This window comes from Labedella populi (assembly GCF_004078655.1).
Taxonomy (GTDB): Bacteria; Actinomycetota; Actinomycetes; order Actinomycetales; family Microbacteriaceae; genus Labedella; species Labedella populi.
On record NZ_RZNC01000003.1, the window covers coordinates 417,409 to 434,963 of the forward strand.

16 protein-coding genes and 4 tRNA genes are annotated in these 17,555 nt (G+C 68.8%); 9 read left to right on the forward strand and 11 right to left on the reverse strand.

Translation table 11 applies throughout. From position 1 onward, the window contains the following. Positions 1-36 precede the first annotated feature (36 nt). The 4 genes from pdxT to thrS all read right to left on the reverse strand — a co-directional run bounded on the left by pdxT (position 37) and on the right by thrS (position 4,123). On the reverse strand, positions 37-654 hold the full coding sequence (gene pdxT, locus ELQ92_RS10500) for a pyridoxal 5'-phosphate synthase glutaminase subunit PdxT (RefSeq protein ID WP_128498910.1): 618 nt from the start codon (positions 652-654) through the stop codon (positions 37-39). Continuing rightward, the gene (gene pdxS / locus ELQ92_RS10505) at positions 644-1,546 is read right to left on the reverse strand and encodes a pyridoxal 5'-phosphate synthase lyase subunit PdxS (RefSeq protein ID WP_128498911.1); all 903 of its coding nucleotides are present in this window, start codon (positions 1,544-1,546) and stop codon (positions 644-646) included. The genes pdxT and pdxS overlap by 11 nt, the downstream gene beginning before the upstream one ends. Positions 1,547-1,649: 103 nt before the next feature. Beyond that, positions 1,650-2,204 carry an HIT family protein gene (locus ELQ92_RS10510; protein ID WP_128499122.1) on the reverse strand — a complete coding sequence of 185 codons (555 nt, stop codon included), beginning with the start codon at positions 2,202-2,204 and terminating at the stop codon, positions 1,650-1,652. After that, a complete protein-coding gene (thrS, locus tag ELQ92_RS10515) occupies positions 2,201-4,123 on the reverse strand; it encodes a threonine--tRNA ligase (RefSeq protein ID WP_243694996.1) in 1,923 nt (640 codons plus the stop codon). The genes ELQ92_RS10510 and thrS overlap by 4 nt, the downstream gene beginning before the upstream one ends. Positions 4,124-4,327: 204 nt before the next feature. Here thrS and ELQ92_RS10520 point away from each other — a divergent pair, with 204 nt between their 5' ends. Further along, positions 4,328-4,666: a DUF8129 domain-containing protein gene (locus ELQ92_RS10520; protein WP_128498913.1), complete on the forward strand. Its 339-nt coding sequence runs from the start codon at positions 4,328-4,330 to the stop codon at positions 4,664-4,666. A 64-nt stretch (positions 4,667-4,730) separates the two neighbouring features. On the opposite strand, the gene ELQ92_RS10525 is transcribed toward ELQ92_RS10520, so the two are convergent. From ELQ92_RS10525 to ELQ92_RS10535, 3 genes are all read right to left on the reverse strand, one after another. Next, a tRNA-Val gene (locus ELQ92_RS10525) sits at positions 4,731-4,805 on the reverse strand. Positions 4,806-4,861: 56 nt separating this feature from the next. Further along, positions 4,862-4,932, reverse strand: a tRNA-Cys gene (locus ELQ92_RS10530). 52 nt (positions 4,933-4,984) lie between these two features. Continuing rightward, positions 4,985-5,056 (reverse strand) — tRNA-Gly (locus ELQ92_RS10535). Positions 5,057-5,348: 292 nt separating this feature from the next. Between ELQ92_RS10535 and ELQ92_RS10540 the strand changes: the two genes are divergently transcribed. Further along, a tRNA-Val gene (locus ELQ92_RS10540) sits at positions 5,349-5,421 on the forward strand. 144 nt (positions 5,422-5,565) lie between these two features. Next, positions 5,566-5,706, forward strand: a complete 141-nt coding sequence (locus ELQ92_RS16290) for a hypothetical protein (RefSeq protein WP_166426767.1) — start codon at positions 5,566-5,568, stop codon at positions 5,704-5,706. A gap of 80 nt (positions 5,707-5,786) precedes the next feature. On the opposite strand, the gene ELQ92_RS10545 is transcribed toward ELQ92_RS16290, so the two are convergent. Both ELQ92_RS10545 and zapE read right to left on the reverse strand, forming a co-directional pair. Further along, entirely contained in the window at positions 5,787-6,308 is a 522-nt protein-coding gene (locus tag ELQ92_RS10545; RefSeq protein WP_128498914.1) for a type II toxin-antitoxin system PemK/MazF family toxin, read from the reverse strand. A gap of 190 nt (positions 6,309-6,498) precedes the next feature. After that, positions 6,499-7,536 (reverse strand): cell division protein ZapE, encoded by a 1,038-nt coding sequence (zapE, locus tag ELQ92_RS10550; protein ID WP_128498915.1) that lies wholly within the window; start codon positions 7,534-7,536, stop codon positions 6,499-6,501. Positions 7,537-7,707: 171 nt separating this feature from the next. Here zapE and ELQ92_RS10555 point away from each other — a divergent pair, with 171 nt between their 5' ends. Beyond that, entirely contained in the window at positions 7,708-8,610 is a 903-nt protein-coding gene (locus tag ELQ92_RS10555) for a sulfurtransferase (RefSeq protein WP_128498916.1), read from the forward strand. 39 nt (positions 8,611-8,649) lie between these two features. Continuing rightward, the gene (locus tag ELQ92_RS10560) at positions 8,650-9,084 is read left to right on the forward strand and encodes a SufE family protein (RefSeq protein WP_128498917.1); all 435 of its coding nucleotides are present in this window, start codon (positions 8,650-8,652) and stop codon (positions 9,082-9,084) included. Between the two features lie 18 nt (positions 9,085-9,102). On the opposite strand, the gene ELQ92_RS10565 is transcribed toward ELQ92_RS10560, so the two are convergent. Beyond that, positions 9,103-10,296, reverse strand: coding sequence for an alpha/beta hydrolase family protein (locus tag ELQ92_RS10565; RefSeq protein ID WP_128498918.1), 1,194 nt, complete (start codon positions 10,294-10,296; stop codon positions 9,103-9,105). 25 nt (positions 10,297-10,321) lie between these two features. Here ELQ92_RS10565 and ELQ92_RS10570 point away from each other — a divergent pair, with 25 nt between their 5' ends. The 4 genes from ELQ92_RS10570 to ELQ92_RS10585 all read left to right on the forward strand — a co-directional run bounded on the left by ELQ92_RS10570 (position 10,322) and on the right by ELQ92_RS10585 (position 15,518). Then, entirely contained in the window at positions 10,322-10,921 is a 600-nt protein-coding gene (locus tag ELQ92_RS10570; protein ID WP_424980025.1) for a DUF3000 domain-containing protein, read from the forward strand. Next, on the forward strand, positions 10,914-12,110 hold the full coding sequence (locus ELQ92_RS10575; RefSeq protein ID WP_128498919.1) for an HRDC domain-containing protein: 1,197 nt from the start codon (positions 10,914-10,916) through the stop codon (positions 12,108-12,110). Before ELQ92_RS10570 ends, ELQ92_RS10575 begins: the two co-directional genes overlap by 8 nt. 71 nt (positions 12,111-12,181) lie before the next feature. Next, entirely contained in the window at positions 12,182-13,378 is a 1,197-nt protein-coding gene (locus ELQ92_RS10580) for a thiolase family protein (RefSeq protein ID WP_128498920.1), read from the forward strand. 4 nt (positions 13,379-13,382) lie between these two features. Continuing rightward, positions 13,383-15,518 carry a 3-hydroxyacyl-CoA dehydrogenase NAD-binding domain-containing protein gene (locus ELQ92_RS10585; protein ID WP_128498921.1) on the forward strand — a complete coding sequence of 712 codons (2,136 nt, stop codon included), beginning with the start codon at positions 13,383-13,385 and terminating at the stop codon, positions 15,516-15,518. Positions 15,519-15,580: 62 nt separating this feature from the next. Here ELQ92_RS10585 and dxs read toward each other — a convergent pair whose 3' ends face one another. Beyond that, positions 15,581-17,554: a 1-deoxy-D-xylulose-5-phosphate synthase gene (dxs, locus tag ELQ92_RS10590; protein ID WP_128498922.1), complete on the reverse strand. Its 1,974-nt coding sequence runs from the start codon at positions 17,552-17,554 to the stop codon at positions 15,581-15,583. Position 17,555 lies beyond the last annotated feature (1 nt).

A 17,555-nucleotide genomic window follows, 5' to 3' on the forward strand; every position in this document is an offset into this window, starting at 1 on the left:
AGAACGAGCTCGCACACAGGCTGCTCCGGCTCGCGCTCATCGCGTCACCGCCCGCGCCGTGACCTGCTCGAGGAAGTATCGGTGGAAGCGCGTCTCCCCCGTCACCTCGGGGTGAAACGACGTCCCCATCACATTCCCCTGCCGAACGGCGACGACCGTGCCGTCCGGAAGTGCGGCCAGCGCGGTCGCCGCCCGTCCGACCTCCGCGACGAGGGGCGCCCTGATGAAGGCGGCGTGCACGGGATCCGGCCCGAGAGCCTTGACCGTCAGATCCGTCTCGAAGGAATCGATCTGCGCTCCGAACGCATTGCGCCGGACCGTCACGTCGAGGCCCCCGAAGGTCTGCTGTCCCGGGATGCCGTCGACGATTCGGTCGGCGAGGAGGATGAGACCGGCACACGTGCCGAAAGCGGGCAGCCCACCAGCGATCGCATCCCGGAGGGGCGCGATGAGTCCGACCGCGCGGGCGAGCGTCGCGATCGCCGTGGACTCGCCGCCGGGGATCACGAGTCCGTCGATGGACGACAGCTCCCGCTCCCGGCGCACCCCGATCACCTCGGCGCCGAGTCCGACGAGGACCGCCGTATGATCGCCCACGTCACCCTGGAGCGCAAGTACGCCGATCCGCGGCGGAGGGGCGGTGCTACCAGCCACGCTCGGCGAGCCGGTGCGGCGCAGGCACGTCACGGACGCTGATGCCGACCATCGCCTCACCGAGCCCCCTCGACGAGTCCGCGATGACCGACGCGTCGTCGAAGAACGTGGTCGCCTTGACGATCGCTGCGGCTCGGCGCTCCGGGTCCCCCGAGCGGAAGATGCCCGACCCGACGAACACCCCGTCGGCTCCGAGCTGCATCATCAGGGCGGCGTCGGCGGGCGTCGCGACGCCGCCGGCGGTGAAGAGCACGACGGGGAGCGCGCCCGTCTCCGCGATCTCCGCGACGAGGTCGTACGGGGCCTGCAGATTCTTCGCCGCGACGTAGAGCTCATCGGGCGACATCGCCGCGAGAGCACGGATCTCCGACCGGATCGTGCGGATGTGCTTCGTCGCCTCGGAGATGTCGCCCGTGCCGGCCTCGCCCTTGGAGCGGATCATCGCCGCTCCCTCCGACATCCGTCGCAACGCCTCCCCGAGGTTCGTCGCTCCGCACACGAACGGGACCGTGAAGGGCCACTTGTCGATGTGGTTGACGTAGTCGGCGGGACTCAGCACCTCGGACTCGTCGATGTAATCGACGCCGAGCGCCTGCAAGACCTGCGCCTCGACGACGTGGCCGATGCGCGCCTTCGCCATCACGGGGATCGACACCTCGGCGATGATCGCCTCGATGAGGTCGGGGGCGCTCATTCGCGCGACGCCGCCCTGGGCCCGGATGTCGGCGGGCACCCGCTCGAGGGCCATGACGGCGACGGCTCCGGCATCCTCGGCGATCCGGGCCTGTTGGGGTGTGACGACGTCCATGATGACGCCGCCCGTGAGCATCTCGGCGAGCCCGCGCTTCACGCGGTTCGAGCCGACGAGGGAGGGAGATGATGTCTCGGTCATGAGGCCGAGTGTAAGAAAGACGGCGGTCCCTCGGCAGGAGAAGCGGAAGCCAATCGGCGACAAGTGGTTCCCGCGGCGTAGCCGCGCAGGAGCCAATCGGCGATCAGTGGCTGTCGGCAGCCGGCCACGCCTCCGCGAGGGCGCGACGGACGTCCCCGAGGAGTTGCGGCAGCGCCTTCGTCCGCGCGATGATCGGGAAGAAGTTCGCGTCTTGCGCCCAGCGCGGGACGATGTGCTGATGCAGGTGTCCCGCGATGCCCGCTCCTGCGACGGCACCCTGATTCATCCCGATGTTGAAGCCGTCGTTGTTCGAGACCGAGCGGACGACGCGCATCGCCGTCTGGGTGAGCGCCCCGATCTCGGCGACCTCCTCGGCCGTCGCGTCGTCGTAGAGGGGGATGTGACGGTACGGGCAGACGAGCAGGTGCCCCGAGTTGTACGGGAAGAGGTTCAGCAGCACGAAAGCGCGCGTTCCACGCGCGACGATGAGGGCCGTCTCATCGTCCTGCTGCGGGGCCCAGCAGAACGGGCACTCGTCGACGTGCGGCTGAGGACCACCCTCGATGTACGCCATCCGGTGGGGCGTCCACAGCCGCTGGAACTCGTCGGGGACACCGGCGAGGTGGGCGGCGGACTCGAGCGACGCGTCGTCGGTCATTCGGCCCACGCCGTCAGGATCAGCTCCTTGTCCGAGATCGCGCGACCGATGCGTTCGATCGCCTCGTCGATGGGAACGCCGTTGAGCTGCGTGCCGTCGAGGAAGCGGAAGCTCACCGAGCCGCCGGCGACGTCCTGCTCCCCCGCGATGAGCTGGAGTGGGACCTTGCCGGTCGTGTGCGTACGGATCTTCTTCTGCATGCGGTCGTCGCTGCGGTCGACACTCGCCCGCACGCCCGCCGTCCTGAGCCGAGCGACGACGTCCTCGAGGTACGGGGCGTACTCGTCGGCGACGGGGATCGCGACGACCTGCTCGGGAGCGAGCCAGAGCGGGAACGCACCCGCGTAGTGCTCGAGAAGGATGGCGAAGAACCGCTCGATCGACCCGAGCAGTGCGCGATGGATCATGACGGGCTGCTGTCGCGAGCCGTCCGCCGCCGCGTACTCCAGCTCGAACAGCTCGGGCTGGTTGAAGTCGAGCTGCACGGTGGAGAGCTGCCAGGTGCGGCCGATCGCGTCGCGCGCCTGCACCGAGATTTTGGGGCCGTAGAACGCGGCGCCGCCGGGATCCGGGACGAGTTCGAGCCCCGAGTCGACGGCGACCTGGCGAAGCGTCTCCGTCGCCTCCTCCCACATCTCGTCGGTCCCGACGAACTTCTCGGGGTCCTTCGTGGAGAGCTCGAGGTAGAAGTCGTTGAGGCCGTAGCCGCGCAGGGTCTCGAGCACGAACTCGAGCTGCCGGGCGAGCTCCTCCTTCACTTGGTCCGGCGCGACGTAGATGTGAGCGTCGTCCTGTGTGAGGCCACGCACGCGTGTGAGGCCCGAGAGCGTCCCGCTCTTCTCGTAGCGGTAGACGGTGCCGAACTCCGCAAGGCGCAGCGGCAGCTCGCGGTAGCTGCGCCCGCGTGCTCGGTAGATGAGGTTGTGCATGGGGCAGTTCATGGGCTTCAGGTAGTAGTCCTGGCCCTGTCGCGTGAGCTCGCCGTCCGCGTCGTACTCGGCGTCGAGGTGCATCGCCGGGAACATGCCCTCCTTGTACCAGTTCAGATGCTGACTGGTCTCGAAGAGGTGCCCCTTGGTGATGTGCGGCGTGTTCACGAGCTCGTAGTCGTTCGCGATGAGCCGCTCGCGCATGTAGTTCTCGATCTCGTTGCGGATGATGCCGCCGCGCGGGTGGAAGACCGCAAGGCCCGAGCCGATCTCCTCGGGGAAGCTGAAGAGGTCGAGTTCGCGACCGAGTTTGCGGTGGTCGCGCTTCGCAGCCTCCTCGAGTCTGGCCTGATAGGCGCGGAGCTCGTCCTTCGTCGGCCAGGCGGTTCCGTAGATCCGCTGGAGCTGCGGGTTCTTCTCCGACCCCCGCCAGTACGCCGCCGCGACGCGCATGAGCGCGAAGCCGTTCCCGATCATGCGGGTGCTCGGGAGGTGCGGACCGCGGCAGAGGTCCTTCCAGACCGTCTCCCCCGACTTCGGGTCGACGTTGTCGTAGATCGTGAGTTCGGCGCCACCGACCTCCACCGACTCCCCCGCGTCGCCGGCGTCGGAGCCGCCCTTGAGGCCGATGAGTTCGAGCTTGAACGGCTCGTCCGCGAGTTCGGCGCGCGCCTCGTCCTCCGTGACGACGCGGCGCACGAAGCGCTGCCCCTGCCGGATGATGCGGTCCATCTCCTTCTGCAGCGGCTTGAAGTCGTCGAGCGTGAACGGCTCGGCGACGTCGAAGTCGTAGTAGAAGCCGTCGGTGACGGGCGGTCCGATGCCGAGCTTCGCCTCGGGGTTGATGCGTTGCACCGCTTGCGCGAGCACGTGGGCGGCGGAGTGCCGGAGAATGCCGAGGCCGTCGGCGGAGTCGATCGTGACGGGCTCGACGACGTCGTCATCCGAGAGCGTCGTCGCCAGATCCTTCAGCTCGCCGTTGACGCGCATGGCGACAACGGATCGGTCGGTGAACCTGGCGAAACCGTCTGACACAGCTGTTCCTTCGAGTCGATTGCGTGGGAATTCACTCTATCGCCGTGGAGCGCGGCGCTCGTCCGGCTCGATACGACGCGGAGGGTGCGGAATGCAAGCTGTTGGCGACGTCGACCCGCAGACGTGATCGTGGATGTCCGACCAACGAAGGAGGAGCTCATGACCGACTCACCTGAGCGACGAGAACTCGCACTCCCGGATTTCGACCACATCCCCGTCGGGATGCTGCCGTCCCGCATCGCCTCGCTCACGGAGACGGAACTGTCCGCCGTGCTCGCGTACGAGCGGGAGCACGGCGACAGGCTTCCCGTCGTCCAAGTGCTCGAGCACCGTCTCGAGGCACTCCGGAACGGTGCGGAGCCGAGCGGGAGCCTGCCGTCGGATCTCCCCGAGGTGCAGCAGGGCTCGACGGGCTCGCCCGTCTCCCCCGCCACGTCCGGCCCGCCGATCAACCCGCCGTCGCAAGGCGACCCGACCAACCCCGCTCAGCCGCGCTGAGCATCTACGGGAACGACGAAGGCCCCCGGGATTCCCGGGGGCCTTCGTCGGTGGTCTGAGACCGTGGTGGGCGATACTGGGATCGAACCAGTGACCTCTTCCGTGTCAGGGAAGCGCGCTACCGCTGCGCCAATCGCCCATGTTGATTCAGTTGTATGCATGGCTCAGGAAATGAGATCTTGGTCCTGATAGTTGAGGTGGCGACGGGATTCGAACCCGTGTGGACGGCTTTGCAGGCCGCTGCCTCGCCTCTCGGCCACGCCACCGCGTGTGGTTGCCCACATGCCGTAGCCGACCGAAGCCGACCACCAACACTCGAGCGGATGACGAGATTCGAACTCGCGACCCTCACCTTGGCAAGGTGATGCGCTACCACTGCGCCACATCCGCATTTCGCTCCCGTTTCCGGGTGCCTAGGAACTCTAACCGAAACACAACCGCAAGTCCAAACCGAGACACGCCGCCCCGTCATTCCGGGCCTCGCGCGCCTCCCCGGCACCCGCACCCGCTCGGGCGGCTGCGTACGCAACGGACACCCGCGCCGGAAATGTCACCCGCGGATGTCCGTTGCGTACGCAATCGACGTCAGCGTCGGGAATCCGGACGACCGGGGCTCGGTTCGCGCGAGCCCCGTGGCTTCCGTTAGGATCGTGTACCGCGGCGACCGTCAGGGAAGCCGCATGGGCGATTGGCGCAGTTGGTAGCGCGCTTCCTTCACACGGAAGAGGTCATCGGTTCGAGTCCGGTATCGCCCACACGTCCTTCGACCACCACGGCGTTCCCGACCCGGTGGCCGCGTCGCATTCCCCGCCGGTTACCCGATAATCGCCCTGTTCGCGCCCGTGATGGCATACGGTCACGACTACAGGGTCACCCCGGCTCTCGACGGAGGCAGGACCATGGCGGAGAAGTCATCACGCAAGGCGGTCGCGAAGACGGCCGTTCGATCGCTCAAAGAGAAGCGACTCGACAAGAAGAACAAGAAGGACTCGAACTCCGGAGGCGGAGACATCGTGTCGAACGTGGGCAAGAAGCACTGATCGCGGTTCCGGCGTCGTCGCCGGACGCGTGGTGACGAACGGCCGCTCCTCCGGGAGCGGCCGTTCGTCTGTCTGAGGGGTCAGCCGACGGTCCAGCCGTACCGGGATACGAGCGCGGCGGCGACACGTCGGTAGGCCTTCTCCGGAAGGAACGATGCCTCGCGCCGCACGCTGCCGGCGTGCACGCGGAACACGCGGTCGAGCCGCGCCCAGCTCTCGCGGTGCTGCCCGTCCCAGTCTCCCGATCCCACGGTGAGATGGTCACGATCACCGGTGCGATCCTTCGACGTGAGCTGGACGGCCAGCGCGAAGCCGTCGAGGCCGGCGGCGACGATCAGCACCGGCCGATCCTTGCCTCGCCCGTCGTTCTCCTCGTACGGCACCCACGTCCAGACGATCTCGCCCGGGTCCGGCACGCCGTCGGCTGACGGAGTGTACTCGAGCAGCACACGGCCGAGTGATCGAGCGTCGACCTCTTCCGTCGGGACCGCGCCCACGACCTTCAGCCGAGGCGGCAGCCCGTTCTTCAGCCGGGCGCGGGCTCGGGCTTTCGGTCGGAGGGCCCCGAAGAGCGCGGTCAGGAAGCCGGAGGAACGAGCCATCCCGGAAGACTATCGGCGCGGTTCGCTCGAGCGCGGCGCGCTGTGTACGGCTGAGGAGTGCCCCGTTGCCCGGGCACTCGCGCGATCGCGACAGATCGGGCCGACCGCGACAACGACCGCTGTAGCGGTGAGCCACGGCTGTAGCGCTTACCGCCAGCGGACCATCGAGCGCGCCGGGCGAGGCGGCCGGTCAGTCGGCGGACGTGAGCGCCATCATGCGCGACATCGACCGCAAGTACTTCTTTCGGTAGCCGCCCGACAGCATGTCGCCGCCGAAGACCTCGTCGAGCGGGACGCCGCTCGCGATGAGCGGGATCTGCGCGTCGTAGACACGGTCGATGAACGCGACGAGACGCAGTGCCTCCGTCTGAGACTCGAGCACGTGCACACCGGACAGCGCGATGCGGTCGATGCCCTCGACGAGGCCGATGTAGCGCGAGGGATGCACGCTCGCGAGGTGGCCGATGAGTCCGTCGAACGAGTCGTCGCTCACGGTCTCCCCCGCCTCGACCGCGACACGGATGCGCTCCTCGTAGGCGGAACCGTCCGTGACGACCGCGTTGCCCTCGAGCGACCGACGGCGGTAGTCCGTCCCGTCGATGCGCAGGATGTCAAAATTACCCGAGAGCGCGTGGATCTCGCGCAGGAAGTCCGCGGCCGCGAATCGCCCCTCTCCGAGTGCGTTCGGCGGCGTGTTCGACGTCGCTGCGAGCCGCGTGCCCGTCGAGACGAGTTCCGTGAGCAAGCGCGTCATCATCATCGTGTCGCCCGGATCGTCGAGTTCGAACTCGTCGATGCAGAGCAGGGTCGATCCCGTGAGCAACGACACCGTGTTCGCGTACCCCAGGGCGCCGACGAGGGCCGTGTACTCGATGAAGGTGCCGAAGTACTTCCGCGGCCCGGGCGCCGCATGCCAGAGCGCCGCGAGGAGGTGTGTCTTGCCGACGCCGAAGCCGCCGTCGAGGTAAAGACCGGGCCGCGTGTCCGGGACCTTCTTCTTCCGCGAGAACAACCCGCCCGACCGGGCGGGAGCCGACCATGACCCGGCGAAGGCACGGAGCCGCGAGACCGCCTCCTCTTGCGAGGGGAATTCGGGATCCGGACGGTAGTTGTCGAACGACGCGGTGGAGAATTGCCGCGGCGGCGCGAGCCCCTCCGCGAGTTCGGTTCCGCTGAACTGCGGCGAGCGCGCCGCGAGGCTCACGGTGGACGTCGAGGATGAGGCCATGGGGATTCGCTCAGAACCTTCGGTGGGGGATCGTGTGTCGAAGTCTTACAGCCACGGTGACACGCCCGACGGACGTTCCGTAGATTCGCTCGTGGCCCGTCACCCAGCCTATCCGTCGGCGTCGGCGGGTAACGTCGGGATCGACCTGTACCGATCGTGAGGAGACCAGCGATGCCCGTGGAGATCGACGACTCGAATGAGAAGTTCGCCGCCTACGCCCACCCCGAACGACTCGTGACGACGGCCTGGCTCGAGGACCACGTGGGGTCCGATGGCCTCGTCGTGGTGGAGTCCGACGAAGACGTCCTCCTCTACGAGGTCGGACACATCCCCGGCGCGGTGAAGGTCGACTGGCACACGGAGCTCAACGATCCTGTCCAGCGCGACTACATCGACGGTGCGGCCTTCGCCCGCCTCATGGCGCGGAAGGGAATCGAGCGCACGGACACGGTCGTCATCTACGGGGACAAGAACAACTGGTGGGCCGCCTACGCCCTCTGGGTGTTCACGCTCTTCGGGCACGAGGATGTGCGTCTCCTCGACGGCGGCCGGGACGCCTGGTTCGCCGAGGGCCGACCGGTGACGACCGAGAAGCCCGAGCCCCGCCGCACGAGTTACCCGGTCGTCGAGCGCGACGACACGGCCATCCGCGCCTTCAAGGACGACGTGCTCGTGCACCTCGGCAACCCGCTCATCGACGTCCGTTCGCCCGAGGAGTACTCCGGTGAACGCACGACGGCCCCCGCGTACCCGGAGGAGGGAGCCCTCCGCGCCGGTCACATCCCCAGCGCGCGCAACGTGCCGTGGGGCATGGCCGTCGCCGAGGACGGCACATTCAAACCCGTCGTGGATCTCGAGGGCGTCTACCGCGAGGGCGCCGGGCTGAGCGACGGCGACGACATCGTCGCCTACTGCCGCATCGGCGAGCGATCGAGCCACACGTGGTTTGTGCTCACCCACCTCCTGGGATTCGAGAACGTCCGAAACTACGACGGGTCGTGGACCGAATGGGGCAGCGCGGTTCGCGTCCCCATCGCCACGGGCGATCAGCCGGGAGACATCCCCTCCGCCTGATCGGGCCACCTCGCTCGTGCGGGAGGGATAATCGATCGGGTGACCGATCAGACCCTTCCCCCCGTCCTCGCGGAGATCAGCGAGGAGTTCCTCGCCCTCGGCGAGCAGGACCGGCTCCAGTTGCTGCTCGAGTTCTCCCGCGAGTTGCCGGCGCTCCCAGCCCGGCTCGAGGAGCACCCGGAACTCCTCGAACGTGTCGCGGAGTGCCAGTCCCCCGTGTTCATCGTGGCGGAGGTCGAGGACGGAGCCGTACACCTTCACGCCACGGCGCCCGAACAGGCCCCGACCACCCGTGGCTTCGCGAGCATCCTCGTGCAGGGCCTCGACGGGCTCACTCCGGAGCAGGTGCTCGAGACGCCGAACGACGTGGCCCACCGGCTCGGTCTGGCTCGAGCGATCTCACCGCTGCGGCTCGCGGGAATGTCGGGGATGCTCGCGCGCATCAAGAGGCAGGTCGCGGCCCGCACGAGCTGAGCCGCGTCGCCAGGCACGTCAGAGCGCGCGGAGCCACTCCGCGATCGACGTGTTCCACCGCTCCTCGTCGTAGTTCCAGATCCGCGCGTGGCGGGCCGTGTGGAACGAGACGAGCGAGACGATGTCCGGTCGCACGTCGGCGAGGGCCTTCGACCCGTCCGAGGGCACGAACCCGTCGTCCTCGCTGTGCAGGATCAGCACGGGGTGGGTCAACGCGTCGGCCGAGGCGACGACGTCGAGCGAGTCGAGATCGACCGGTCGCTCGAGACCCGTGAGACGGCGCCCCCACTCGTGCCCGATGGCCTGGAGGGCCGCGTCCCGGAGGATCCCCGGAACGCGCGATGCGGTCGCCTGGAACATGAGCACCCGATGCCAGTCCACGACCGGGGAGTCGAGCACGAGCCCCACGACGGTCGCCGCACGGTCGGAGCGGAGTACCGTCTGGAGGGCGATCGCCCCACCCATCGACCATCCCATGAGCACGATGCGCCGAGCGCCGCGCTCCACGGCGAGGTCGATCGCTGCTTCGATGTCGCTCCACTCGGTCGACCCGAGGCCGTACCGGCCGTCGAGGCTCCGGGGACCTTCACCGTCATTGCGATACGACACGAGGAGCGACGTGTAGCCGGACCGCGCGAAGACGGGGACTGCGCGCAGGCCCTCGGCGCGCTGGGAGCCGTGGCCGTGGATCTGGATCACCCAGTCCTCACCCACGCCATCCTCCGACGGCACGACCCAGGCCGGAGCCGCTCCGAGCGGCGTCGCGATGGACACGTACTCGTACTCGGCGCCGAGCTCACGCGGGTGGCGGTAGAACCAGCCGCTCATCCCGGCCGGGACGTCGCTCGGGACACGGGCGAGATTCGACGAGAGCACTTCTCGCGTCACGGTCCTGTCACCGTGGGACACGACGTCGCCGACCTTCACGTAGGGTTCCGACCCGTCGACCCAGAGGCCGTACCGGCCGGGGACGACGGTATCCGCGTCGGCCTTCAGGGTGAGGGTGCGACCCGGTCGATCCACCGCCACGATGTGGGCGTTCGTCGGGCGTTTCCGCGGCGGGACGACGACCTTCCGTGACACCGTCGAGACGAGGGCGAGGAAGGCGGCGGCGGCCGAGGAGGTGACTGCGAGGGCCGCGAGTGCGGCCGTGGTGCGAGAAGTCCCGGCGCCCTCCCCCGAGCGACGGTCGGCGTGCCTCTGAGCTTTCATCGTCACATCACTCTAGTCTGCCCCCGTGGCAGAGATTCCGATCGCCGACGGCGCACCGACCGTATTCGCCGCCGCGCGCGACGCCGTCCGCGGGGCGCGCATGAGAGACGAGCTGGTGGTCTCGGAGATCCCGGCCCCCGCTCAGTTGGCCCCGCACGCCGTGGCGTTCGCGGCCGACGTGCGCCCGTCGCGGCACGGCGTCGACTCCGAACTCGGCACGGGACGCTTCATCCTCCTCTACGACCCCGAGGAGCCCGAGGCATGGGGCGGACCGTTCCGCGTCGTGTGCTTCGCTCAGGCGCCGCTCGAGACGGAGATCGGACTCGACCCGTTCCTCGCGGACGTGGCCTGGTCGTGGCTCGTCGACTCCCTCGACGCCCTCGGGGCGCAGTACGCCGCGGCGTCGGGCACGGCGACGAAGATCCTCTCGTCCGGCTTCGGCGAACTCGCCGAGCACGGGGACGGCGCGCAGATCGAACTCCGCGCCTCCTGGTCCCCGGGGGACGGAGACATGGCCGCTCACATCGAGGGATGGGGCGAACTGCTCTGCCTGCTCGCCGGGCTCCCCCCGCTCGGCGCCGAAGGCGTCGCATCACTCGATCTCCGGAGGAACACGCGTGACTGAGCGCTCGGTCATCGACAGCCGCGAGGGCTACCTCGCCGCGGTCGAGGCGATCGCCGCCGGCGACGGCCCCCTCGCGGTCGACGCCGAGCGGGCCAGCGGGTTCCGCTATTCGCAGCGCGCCTACCTCATCCAGGTCTTCCGACGCGGCTCGGGCGTCTTCCTCTTCGATCCTCCCGCCATCGGGGACTTCACCGAGCTTCAGGCGGTGATGGCACCCGAGGAGTGGGTCCTCCATGCCGCGAGCCAAGACCTCGCGTGCTTGCGTGAAGTCGGGCTCGACCCGGAGAGGATCTTCGACACCGAACTCGCCGCGCGTCTGCTCGGAATGCCGCGCGTCGGCCTCGCGACGGTCGTCGAGGAGAAGCTCGGAGTCGTGCTCCGGAAGGAGCACTCGGCGGCCGACTGGTCGACCCGTCCCCTGCCGGAGTCGTGGCTCGAGTACGCCGCGCTCGACGTCGAGCTCCTCGTCGACGTCCGGGATGCCTTGGAGGCCGACCTCGCGGCCGCGGGCAAGACCGACATCGCCCGGCAGGAGTTCGAAGCCACGCTCGCTCGCCCGGAACGCGCCGCACGAGTCGACCCGTGGCGCCGGCTGAGCGGCATCCATGCTGTGCGTGGTGGACGTGGTCTCTCGGTCGCGCGGGAGCTGTGGGAGGAGCGCGACGCCCTCGCACGCGAACTCGACGTCGCGCCCGGGCGATTGATCCCGGATGCCTCCATCGTCGCAGCGGTGCGCTCCCAGCCGGCCTCGATGCGCGCGCTCGCCGCTCAGAAGGACTTCTCGGGCCGAGCGAGCCGGTCGGAGATCGAGCGCTGGTGGGCGGCGATCGAGCGGGGGCGGACCCTCTCGGACCCGCCCGTGACGCGCGGCACGGGCGAGGCCATGCCGCCGCCGCGGGCCTGGGCGGAGCGCAACCCGGAGGCCGATGCGCGGCTCAAAGCGGCGCGACCCGCCGTCGTGTCCGTCGCGGAACAGCTGAACCTCCCCGTGGAGAACCTCCTGACCCCCGACTTCCTCCGGCGGCTGGCATGGACGCCCCCGGACCCGGCGACGCCCGAGACGATCGCCGAGGTACTCGTTCAGCTCGGCGCGCGCCCCTGGCAGATCGATGCGACCGCGCAAACGATCGCCGACGCCTTTGTCGCTGCCCGCCAAACGCGCGACGACACGGAGTCCGACCCGTCGTAGAAAGGGTCAAAGGATTGGGGTCGCGCGCGGCCCCTTCCTAAGATCGGGGCGTAATCCGAAAAGGAGGCACTGTGGCCGAGAACAACGACGTCTACTTCGTCGACGGAGTACGTACGCCCTTCGGGCGAGCCGGCGAGAAGGGCGTGTACTGGGATACGCGAGCCGATGACCTCATCGTGAAGGCGATCATCGGGCTCATGGAGCGCAACCCCACCGTCCCGAAGGACCGCATCGACGAGGTCGCGATCGCCGCGACGACCCAGGTGGGAGATCAGGGCCTGACGCTCGGTCGGACGGCGGCCCTGCTCGCCGGTCTTCCGAAGTCCGTACCCGGTTTCGCGATCGATCGTATGTGCGCCGGAGCGATGACGAGCGTGACGACGACGGGTTCCGGCGTCTCGTTCGGCGCCTACGATCTCGCCATCGCGGGCGGCGTCGAGCACATGGGGCGTCACCCTATGGGGTTCAACGCCGATCCCAACCCCCGCTTCCTCTCGGAGAAGCTCGTGAGCGGCGACGCCCTCAACATGGGCGTGACCGCCGAACGCATCCACGATCGCTTCCCCGCGCTCACGAAGGAGCGCTCCGACCGCTACGGCATGCGCAGTCAGCAGAAGGTCGCGGCGGCGTACGACGCCGGCAAGATCCAGCCGGATCTCGTGCCCGTCGCCGTGCGCAGCGCCACCGGCTGGGGCCTCGCGACGACCGATGAGGGCATGCGCCCGGAGACGACGATGGAGGGCCTCGCGACGCTACGGACGCCGTTCCGCCCGCACGGTCGCGTCACCGCCGGCAACGCCTCGCCACTGACTGACGGCGCCACCGTGAGCCTCCTCGCGTCCTCCGACGCCGTGTCGGAGCTCACGCTCTCGCCGAAGATGCGGATGGTCTCGTTCGCCTTCGCCGGGGTCGAGCCGGAGGTCATGGGCCTCGGTCCCGTCCCCTCCACCGAGAAGGCTCTCCGGAAGGCCGGGCTCTCGATCGAGGACATCGGGCTGTTCGAGCTCAACGAGGCCTTCGCTGTCCAGGTGCTGTCCTTCCTCGACCATTTCGGCATCGACGACGACGACCCGCGCGTCAACCCGTGGGGAGGCGCGATCGCGATCGGCCACCCGCTCGCGGCATCGGGTGTCCGCCTCATGATCCAGCTCGCGCGCCAGTTCGCCGAGCGCCCCGACGTCCGTTACGGCCTCACCGCGATGTGCGTCGGTCTCGGCCAGGGCGGAACGGTCATCTGGGAGAACCCGAACTGGAAGGGAAAGAAGTAGCAGCATGAACGACTACGACTCGATCGACTTCACGCCGCTCGTCGCGCTCTCGGACGACGAGGTCGTCACGCACTCGTTCGTGCGCGACGTGCCGCTCTCCGGCGGACGGACCCTCGCCCTCGTGACGCTCGACAATGGGCGCGACCACACCCGACCGAACACCCTCGGACCCACGACCCTCCTCGAACTGCGGGATGTGCTCGACACACTGCGCGACCGCGCGTCGAGGGGAGAGATCCACGGCGTGGCCGTCACGGGCAAGCCGTTCATCCTCGCTGCGGGGGCCGACCTCAGTCAGGTGGATCGGATCCCGGACCGTGAGACGGCCGCGTTGCTGCCGAAGCTCGGGCACGATGTGCTCGGTCGGCTCGGCGATCTCGGCGTCCCGAGCTTCGTCTTCGTGAACGGCCTCGCGCTCGGCGGCGGCCTCGAGATCGCCTTGAACGCCGACTACCGCACGCTCGACCTCTCAGCACCCGCCATCGCCCTTCCCGAGGTCTTCCTCGGTCTCATCCCGGGGTGGGGTGGCGCGTACCTCCTACCGAACCTCATCGGCATCGAGAACGCGCTCAAGGTCGTGATCGAGAACCCTCTCAAGAACAACCGGATGCTGAAACCGGCCGACGTGCTCGACCTCGGCATCGCCGATGTGGGCTTCTCCCCCGCGACCTTCCTCGAGGAGTCGATCCGGTGGGCGGACGGGGTCATCTCGGGCTCGACCGTCGTGAAGCGGCCGAACGCGCCGGGCCGCATCGAGCGGGCCGTCAAGTGGGATGCCGCCGTGGGCATCGCCCGCAAGCAGGTCGCCTCGCGGCTCGGCAGGGTGCAGAAGTCGCCGTACGTCGCGCTCGATCTCCTGAAGGCCGCGAAGTCGGGCACGAAAGCCGAGGGCTTCGCCCGCGAGGACGACGCCCTCACCGATCTCATCGCAGGCGACCAGTTCCGAGCGAGCGTCTACGCGTTCAACCTCGTGCAGAAGCGTGCGAAGCGCCCGGCGGGAGCGCCCGACCCGAAGATCGCCCGGAAGATCTCGAAGGTCGGGGTCATCGGGGCAGGACTCATGGCGACCCAGTTCGCGCTCCTCTTCGTCCGCCGACTGCAGGTCCCCGTCGTCATCACCGACCTCGACAAGGCCCGTGTCGACACGGGCGTCGCGACCATCCGCGGCGAGATCGACACCCTCCGCTCGAAGGGTCGCATCTCCAGCGACGAGGCCACCCGGCTGAGCGCCCTCGTCACCGGGACCACAGACCGCGCCGACTTCGCCGACGCCGGCTGGGTCATCGAGGCCGTGTTCGAGGAGCTCTCCGTCAAGCAGGAGGTCTTCGCGGACATCGAGAAGTACGTCGGCCCCGAGACAATCCTCGCCACGAACACGTCGTCGCTCTCGGTCGAGCGCATCGGGGAGCGCCTCGAGCACCCGGAACGGCTCGTCGGCTTCCACTTCTTCAACCCCGTGGCGGTCATGCCCCTCATCGAGGTCGTCTCCGCGCCGGCCACCGACGAGGTCACGCTCTCGACCGCGATGGTGACCGCGAAGGCCCTCAAGAAGAACGCGGTCATCACGCGCGACACTCCCGGGTTCGTCGTCAACCGCGTCCTCGCGAAGGTCCTCGGCGAGGCCATGCGCGCGGTCGACACGGGCACGTCCTTCGCCGACGTCGATGCCGCAATGGCTCCGCTCGGGCTCCCGATGGCGCCGTCGGCGCTGCTCGACCTCGTGGGCCTGAAAGTCGGCGCCCACGTCCTCGATACGCACCACGCGGCGTTCCCCGACCGCTTCTACCGATCGGACAACCTCCATCGGCTCGCCGAGCACGGCTCGCTCCTCGAGCGCGACAAGTCCGGCAAGGTCACGGGCTTCGACAAGGGTGCCCTCAAGATCGTGTCGGGCGGGGGAACGCCGACGCCTCCCCCCGAGATCCTCCGGCGCCTCGAGGACGGTCTGGCCGACGAGATCCACCGGATGCTCGAGGACGACGTCGTTCATGCAGCCGAGGACATCGACCTCTGCATGATCCTCGGCGCCGGCTGGCCCTTCCAGATGGGCGGCGTGACGCCGTACCTCGACAGGGTGGGCGCGAGCGAGCGCGTCTTCGGGGGCACGTTCCACTCCCCGCGAATCGCCGGCGTCAACTGATCCGCGCGCAGAGAACGACGGAGGGGCCCGACCGCGCCGGTCGGCCCCTCCGTCGTTCTCTGCTACGAGCGCTTCTCGTCCTGCGAGCTCGCCCCGACGCCGTCGAGGCTCTCGCCGCCGTCGTCCGCCGACTCTGCGAGCGGACGAGCGATGGGGATGCGTGTACCGAGCACCTGGGAGACGACACCGCGTGCGATGGCTCGTGCGGAGAGACCCACCTCGTCGAGGATCTCGGATCGGGAGGAGTGCGGCAGGAAGCGATCAGGCAGGCCCAGTTCGTCGACGGGAGTATCGATGCCGGCCGCGCGGAGGTCCTGTCTGACCCGCGTGCCGATCCCGCCGACACGAATACCGTCCTCGAGCGTGATGACGAGACGGTGCGCGGCGGAGAGTTCGACGATCGCCGACGGCACCGGGACCACCCAACGGGGGTCGACGACCGTGACACCGATCCCGTGGGCCTCGAGCAGGCGGGCGACATCGAGCGCGAGCCGCGCGAAGGGACCCACCGCGACGATGAGCACGTCACGACCCCCGGACCGGGCGAGGACGTCGACGCCGTCCTCGATCCGTTCGACGGCCGGGATGTCCTGCCCCGCCTCCCCTTTCGGGAAGCGCAGCACGGTGGGGCCGTCGTCGATCGCGACGGCCTCCCCGAGCTCCTCCGTGAGCCGCGCGCCGTCGCGTGGGGCCGCGATGCGGATGCCGGGCACCGATTGCAACAGCGCGAGGTCCCACACGCCGTGGTGACTCGGCCCGTCGGGCCCCGTCACCCCCGCGCGGTCGAGCACGAACGTCACTCCCGCTCGATGCAGAGCCACGTCGAGCAGTGTCTGATCGAAGGCCCGGTTCATGAAGGTCGCGTACACGGCGACGACGGGGTGCATTCCCCCGAACGCGAGTCCCGCCGCCGAGGTGACGGCATGCTGTTCGGCGATCCCCACGTCGAGGACACGATCCGGGAACCGTTCGGCCATCCGATGGAGGCCTGTCGGTCGGAGCATCGCCGCGGTGATGCCCACGAGTCGCTCGTTCGACGCGGCCAGTCGGACGAGGGACTCGCCGAAGACATCGGTCCAGGAGAGCCCCGTGCCGGTGTCGAGCGGCTCCCCCGACTCGGGATCGATCTTGCCGACGGCGTGGAACTGGTCGGCGACGTCGCGCCGCGCCGGCTCGTATCCGCGGCCCTTCTCCGTGATCGTGTGCACGATCACGGGTCCACCGAAGTCACGGGCCTGGGCGAGCACCTCTTCGAGCGCCGTCACGTCGTGTCCGTCGACGGGGCCGAGGTACTTGATGTCGAGATTGGAGTAGAGGGCCTCGTTGTTCGCGAATCGCGAGAGGAAGCCGTGGGCGCCGCCGCGGACGCCGCGGTAGATCGCTCGACCCGGCGCTCCGAAACGGGAGAAGACCTGCTCGCTCGAGCGGTGCAGTGAGCGATAGGTCTTCCGGACTCGTACGTCGTTGAGGAAACGCGCCATCCCGCCGATCGTCGGAGCATAGGACCGACCGTTGTCGTTGACGATGATGACGAGCCTGCGCGTGTTGTCGTCGCTGATGTTGTTGAGCGCCTCCCACGTCATCCCGCCCGTGAGGGCCCCGTCACCGACGATGGCGACGACGGTGCGGTCGTCCTGCCCGGTCATCGTGAAGGCACGCGAGATGCCGTCGGCCCAGGACAACGAGCTCGAGGCGTGTGAGCTCTCGACGATGTCGTGCTCCGACTCCGCTCGCTGCGGGTAGCCGGCGAGCCCGCCGCGCTGGCGGAGCCCGGAGAAGTCCTGCCGGCCCGTGAGGAGCTTGTGAACGTAGGACTGATGTCCCGTATCGAAGACGATCGCGTCCCGAGGCGAATCGAAGACGCGGTGCAGCGCGATGCTCAGCTCGACGACCCCGAGGTTCGGACCGAGGTGTCCGCCCGTCCTCGACACCTGGGCGACGAGAAAACGACGGATCTCACTCGCGAGTTCGTCCAGTTGTCGCGGAGTGAGCCCGTCGAGGTCGCGCGGGCCGCCGATGCCGTCGAGAAGTGCCATG

What these genes read in the sequence shown, in the direction of transcription:
- pdxS (WP_128498911.1), bottom strand. Translation starts at nt 1,546, where the DNA reads ATGACCGAGACATCATCTCCCTCCCTCGTCGGCTCGAACCGCGTGAAG.
- ELQ92_RS10510 (WP_128499122.1), bottom strand. Translation starts at nt 2,204, where the DNA reads ATGACCGACGACGCGTCGCTCGAGTCCGCCGCCCACCTCGCCGGTGTC.
- thrS (WP_243694996.1), bottom strand. Translation starts at nt 4,123, where the DNA reads ATGCGCGTCAACGGCGAGCTGAAGGATCTGGCGACGACGCTCTCGGAT.
- ELQ92_RS10520 (WP_128498913.1), top strand. Translation starts at nt 4,328, where the DNA reads ATGACCGACTCACCTGAGCGACGAGAACTCGCACTCCCGGATTTCGAC.
- ELQ92_RS16290 (WP_166426767.1), top strand. Translation starts at nt 5,566, where the DNA reads ATGGCGGAGAAGTCATCACGCAAGGCGGTCGCGAAGACGGCCGTTCGA.
- ELQ92_RS10545 (WP_128498914.1), bottom strand. Translation starts at nt 6,308, where the DNA reads ATGGCTCGTTCCTCCGGCTTCCTGACCGCGCTCTTCGGGGCCCTCCGA.
- zapE (WP_128498915.1), bottom strand. Translation starts at nt 7,536, where the DNA reads ATGGCCTCATCCTCGACGTCCACCGTGAGCCTCGCGGCGCGCTCGCCG.
- ELQ92_RS10555 (WP_128498916.1), top strand. Translation starts at nt 7,708, where the DNA reads ATGCCCGTGGAGATCGACGACTCGAATGAGAAGTTCGCCGCCTACGCC.
- ELQ92_RS10565 (WP_128498918.1), bottom strand. Translation starts at nt 10,296, where the DNA reads ATGAAAGCTCAGAGGCACGCCGACCGTCGCTCGGGGGAGGGCGCCGGG.
- ELQ92_RS10585 (WP_128498921.1), top strand. Translation starts at nt 13,383, where the DNA reads ATGAACGACTACGACTCGATCGACTTCACGCCGCTCGTCGCGCTCTCG.
- dxs (WP_128498922.1), bottom strand. Translation starts at nt 17,554, where the DNA reads ATGGCACTTCTCGACGGCATCGGCGGCCCGCGCGACCTCGACGGGCTC.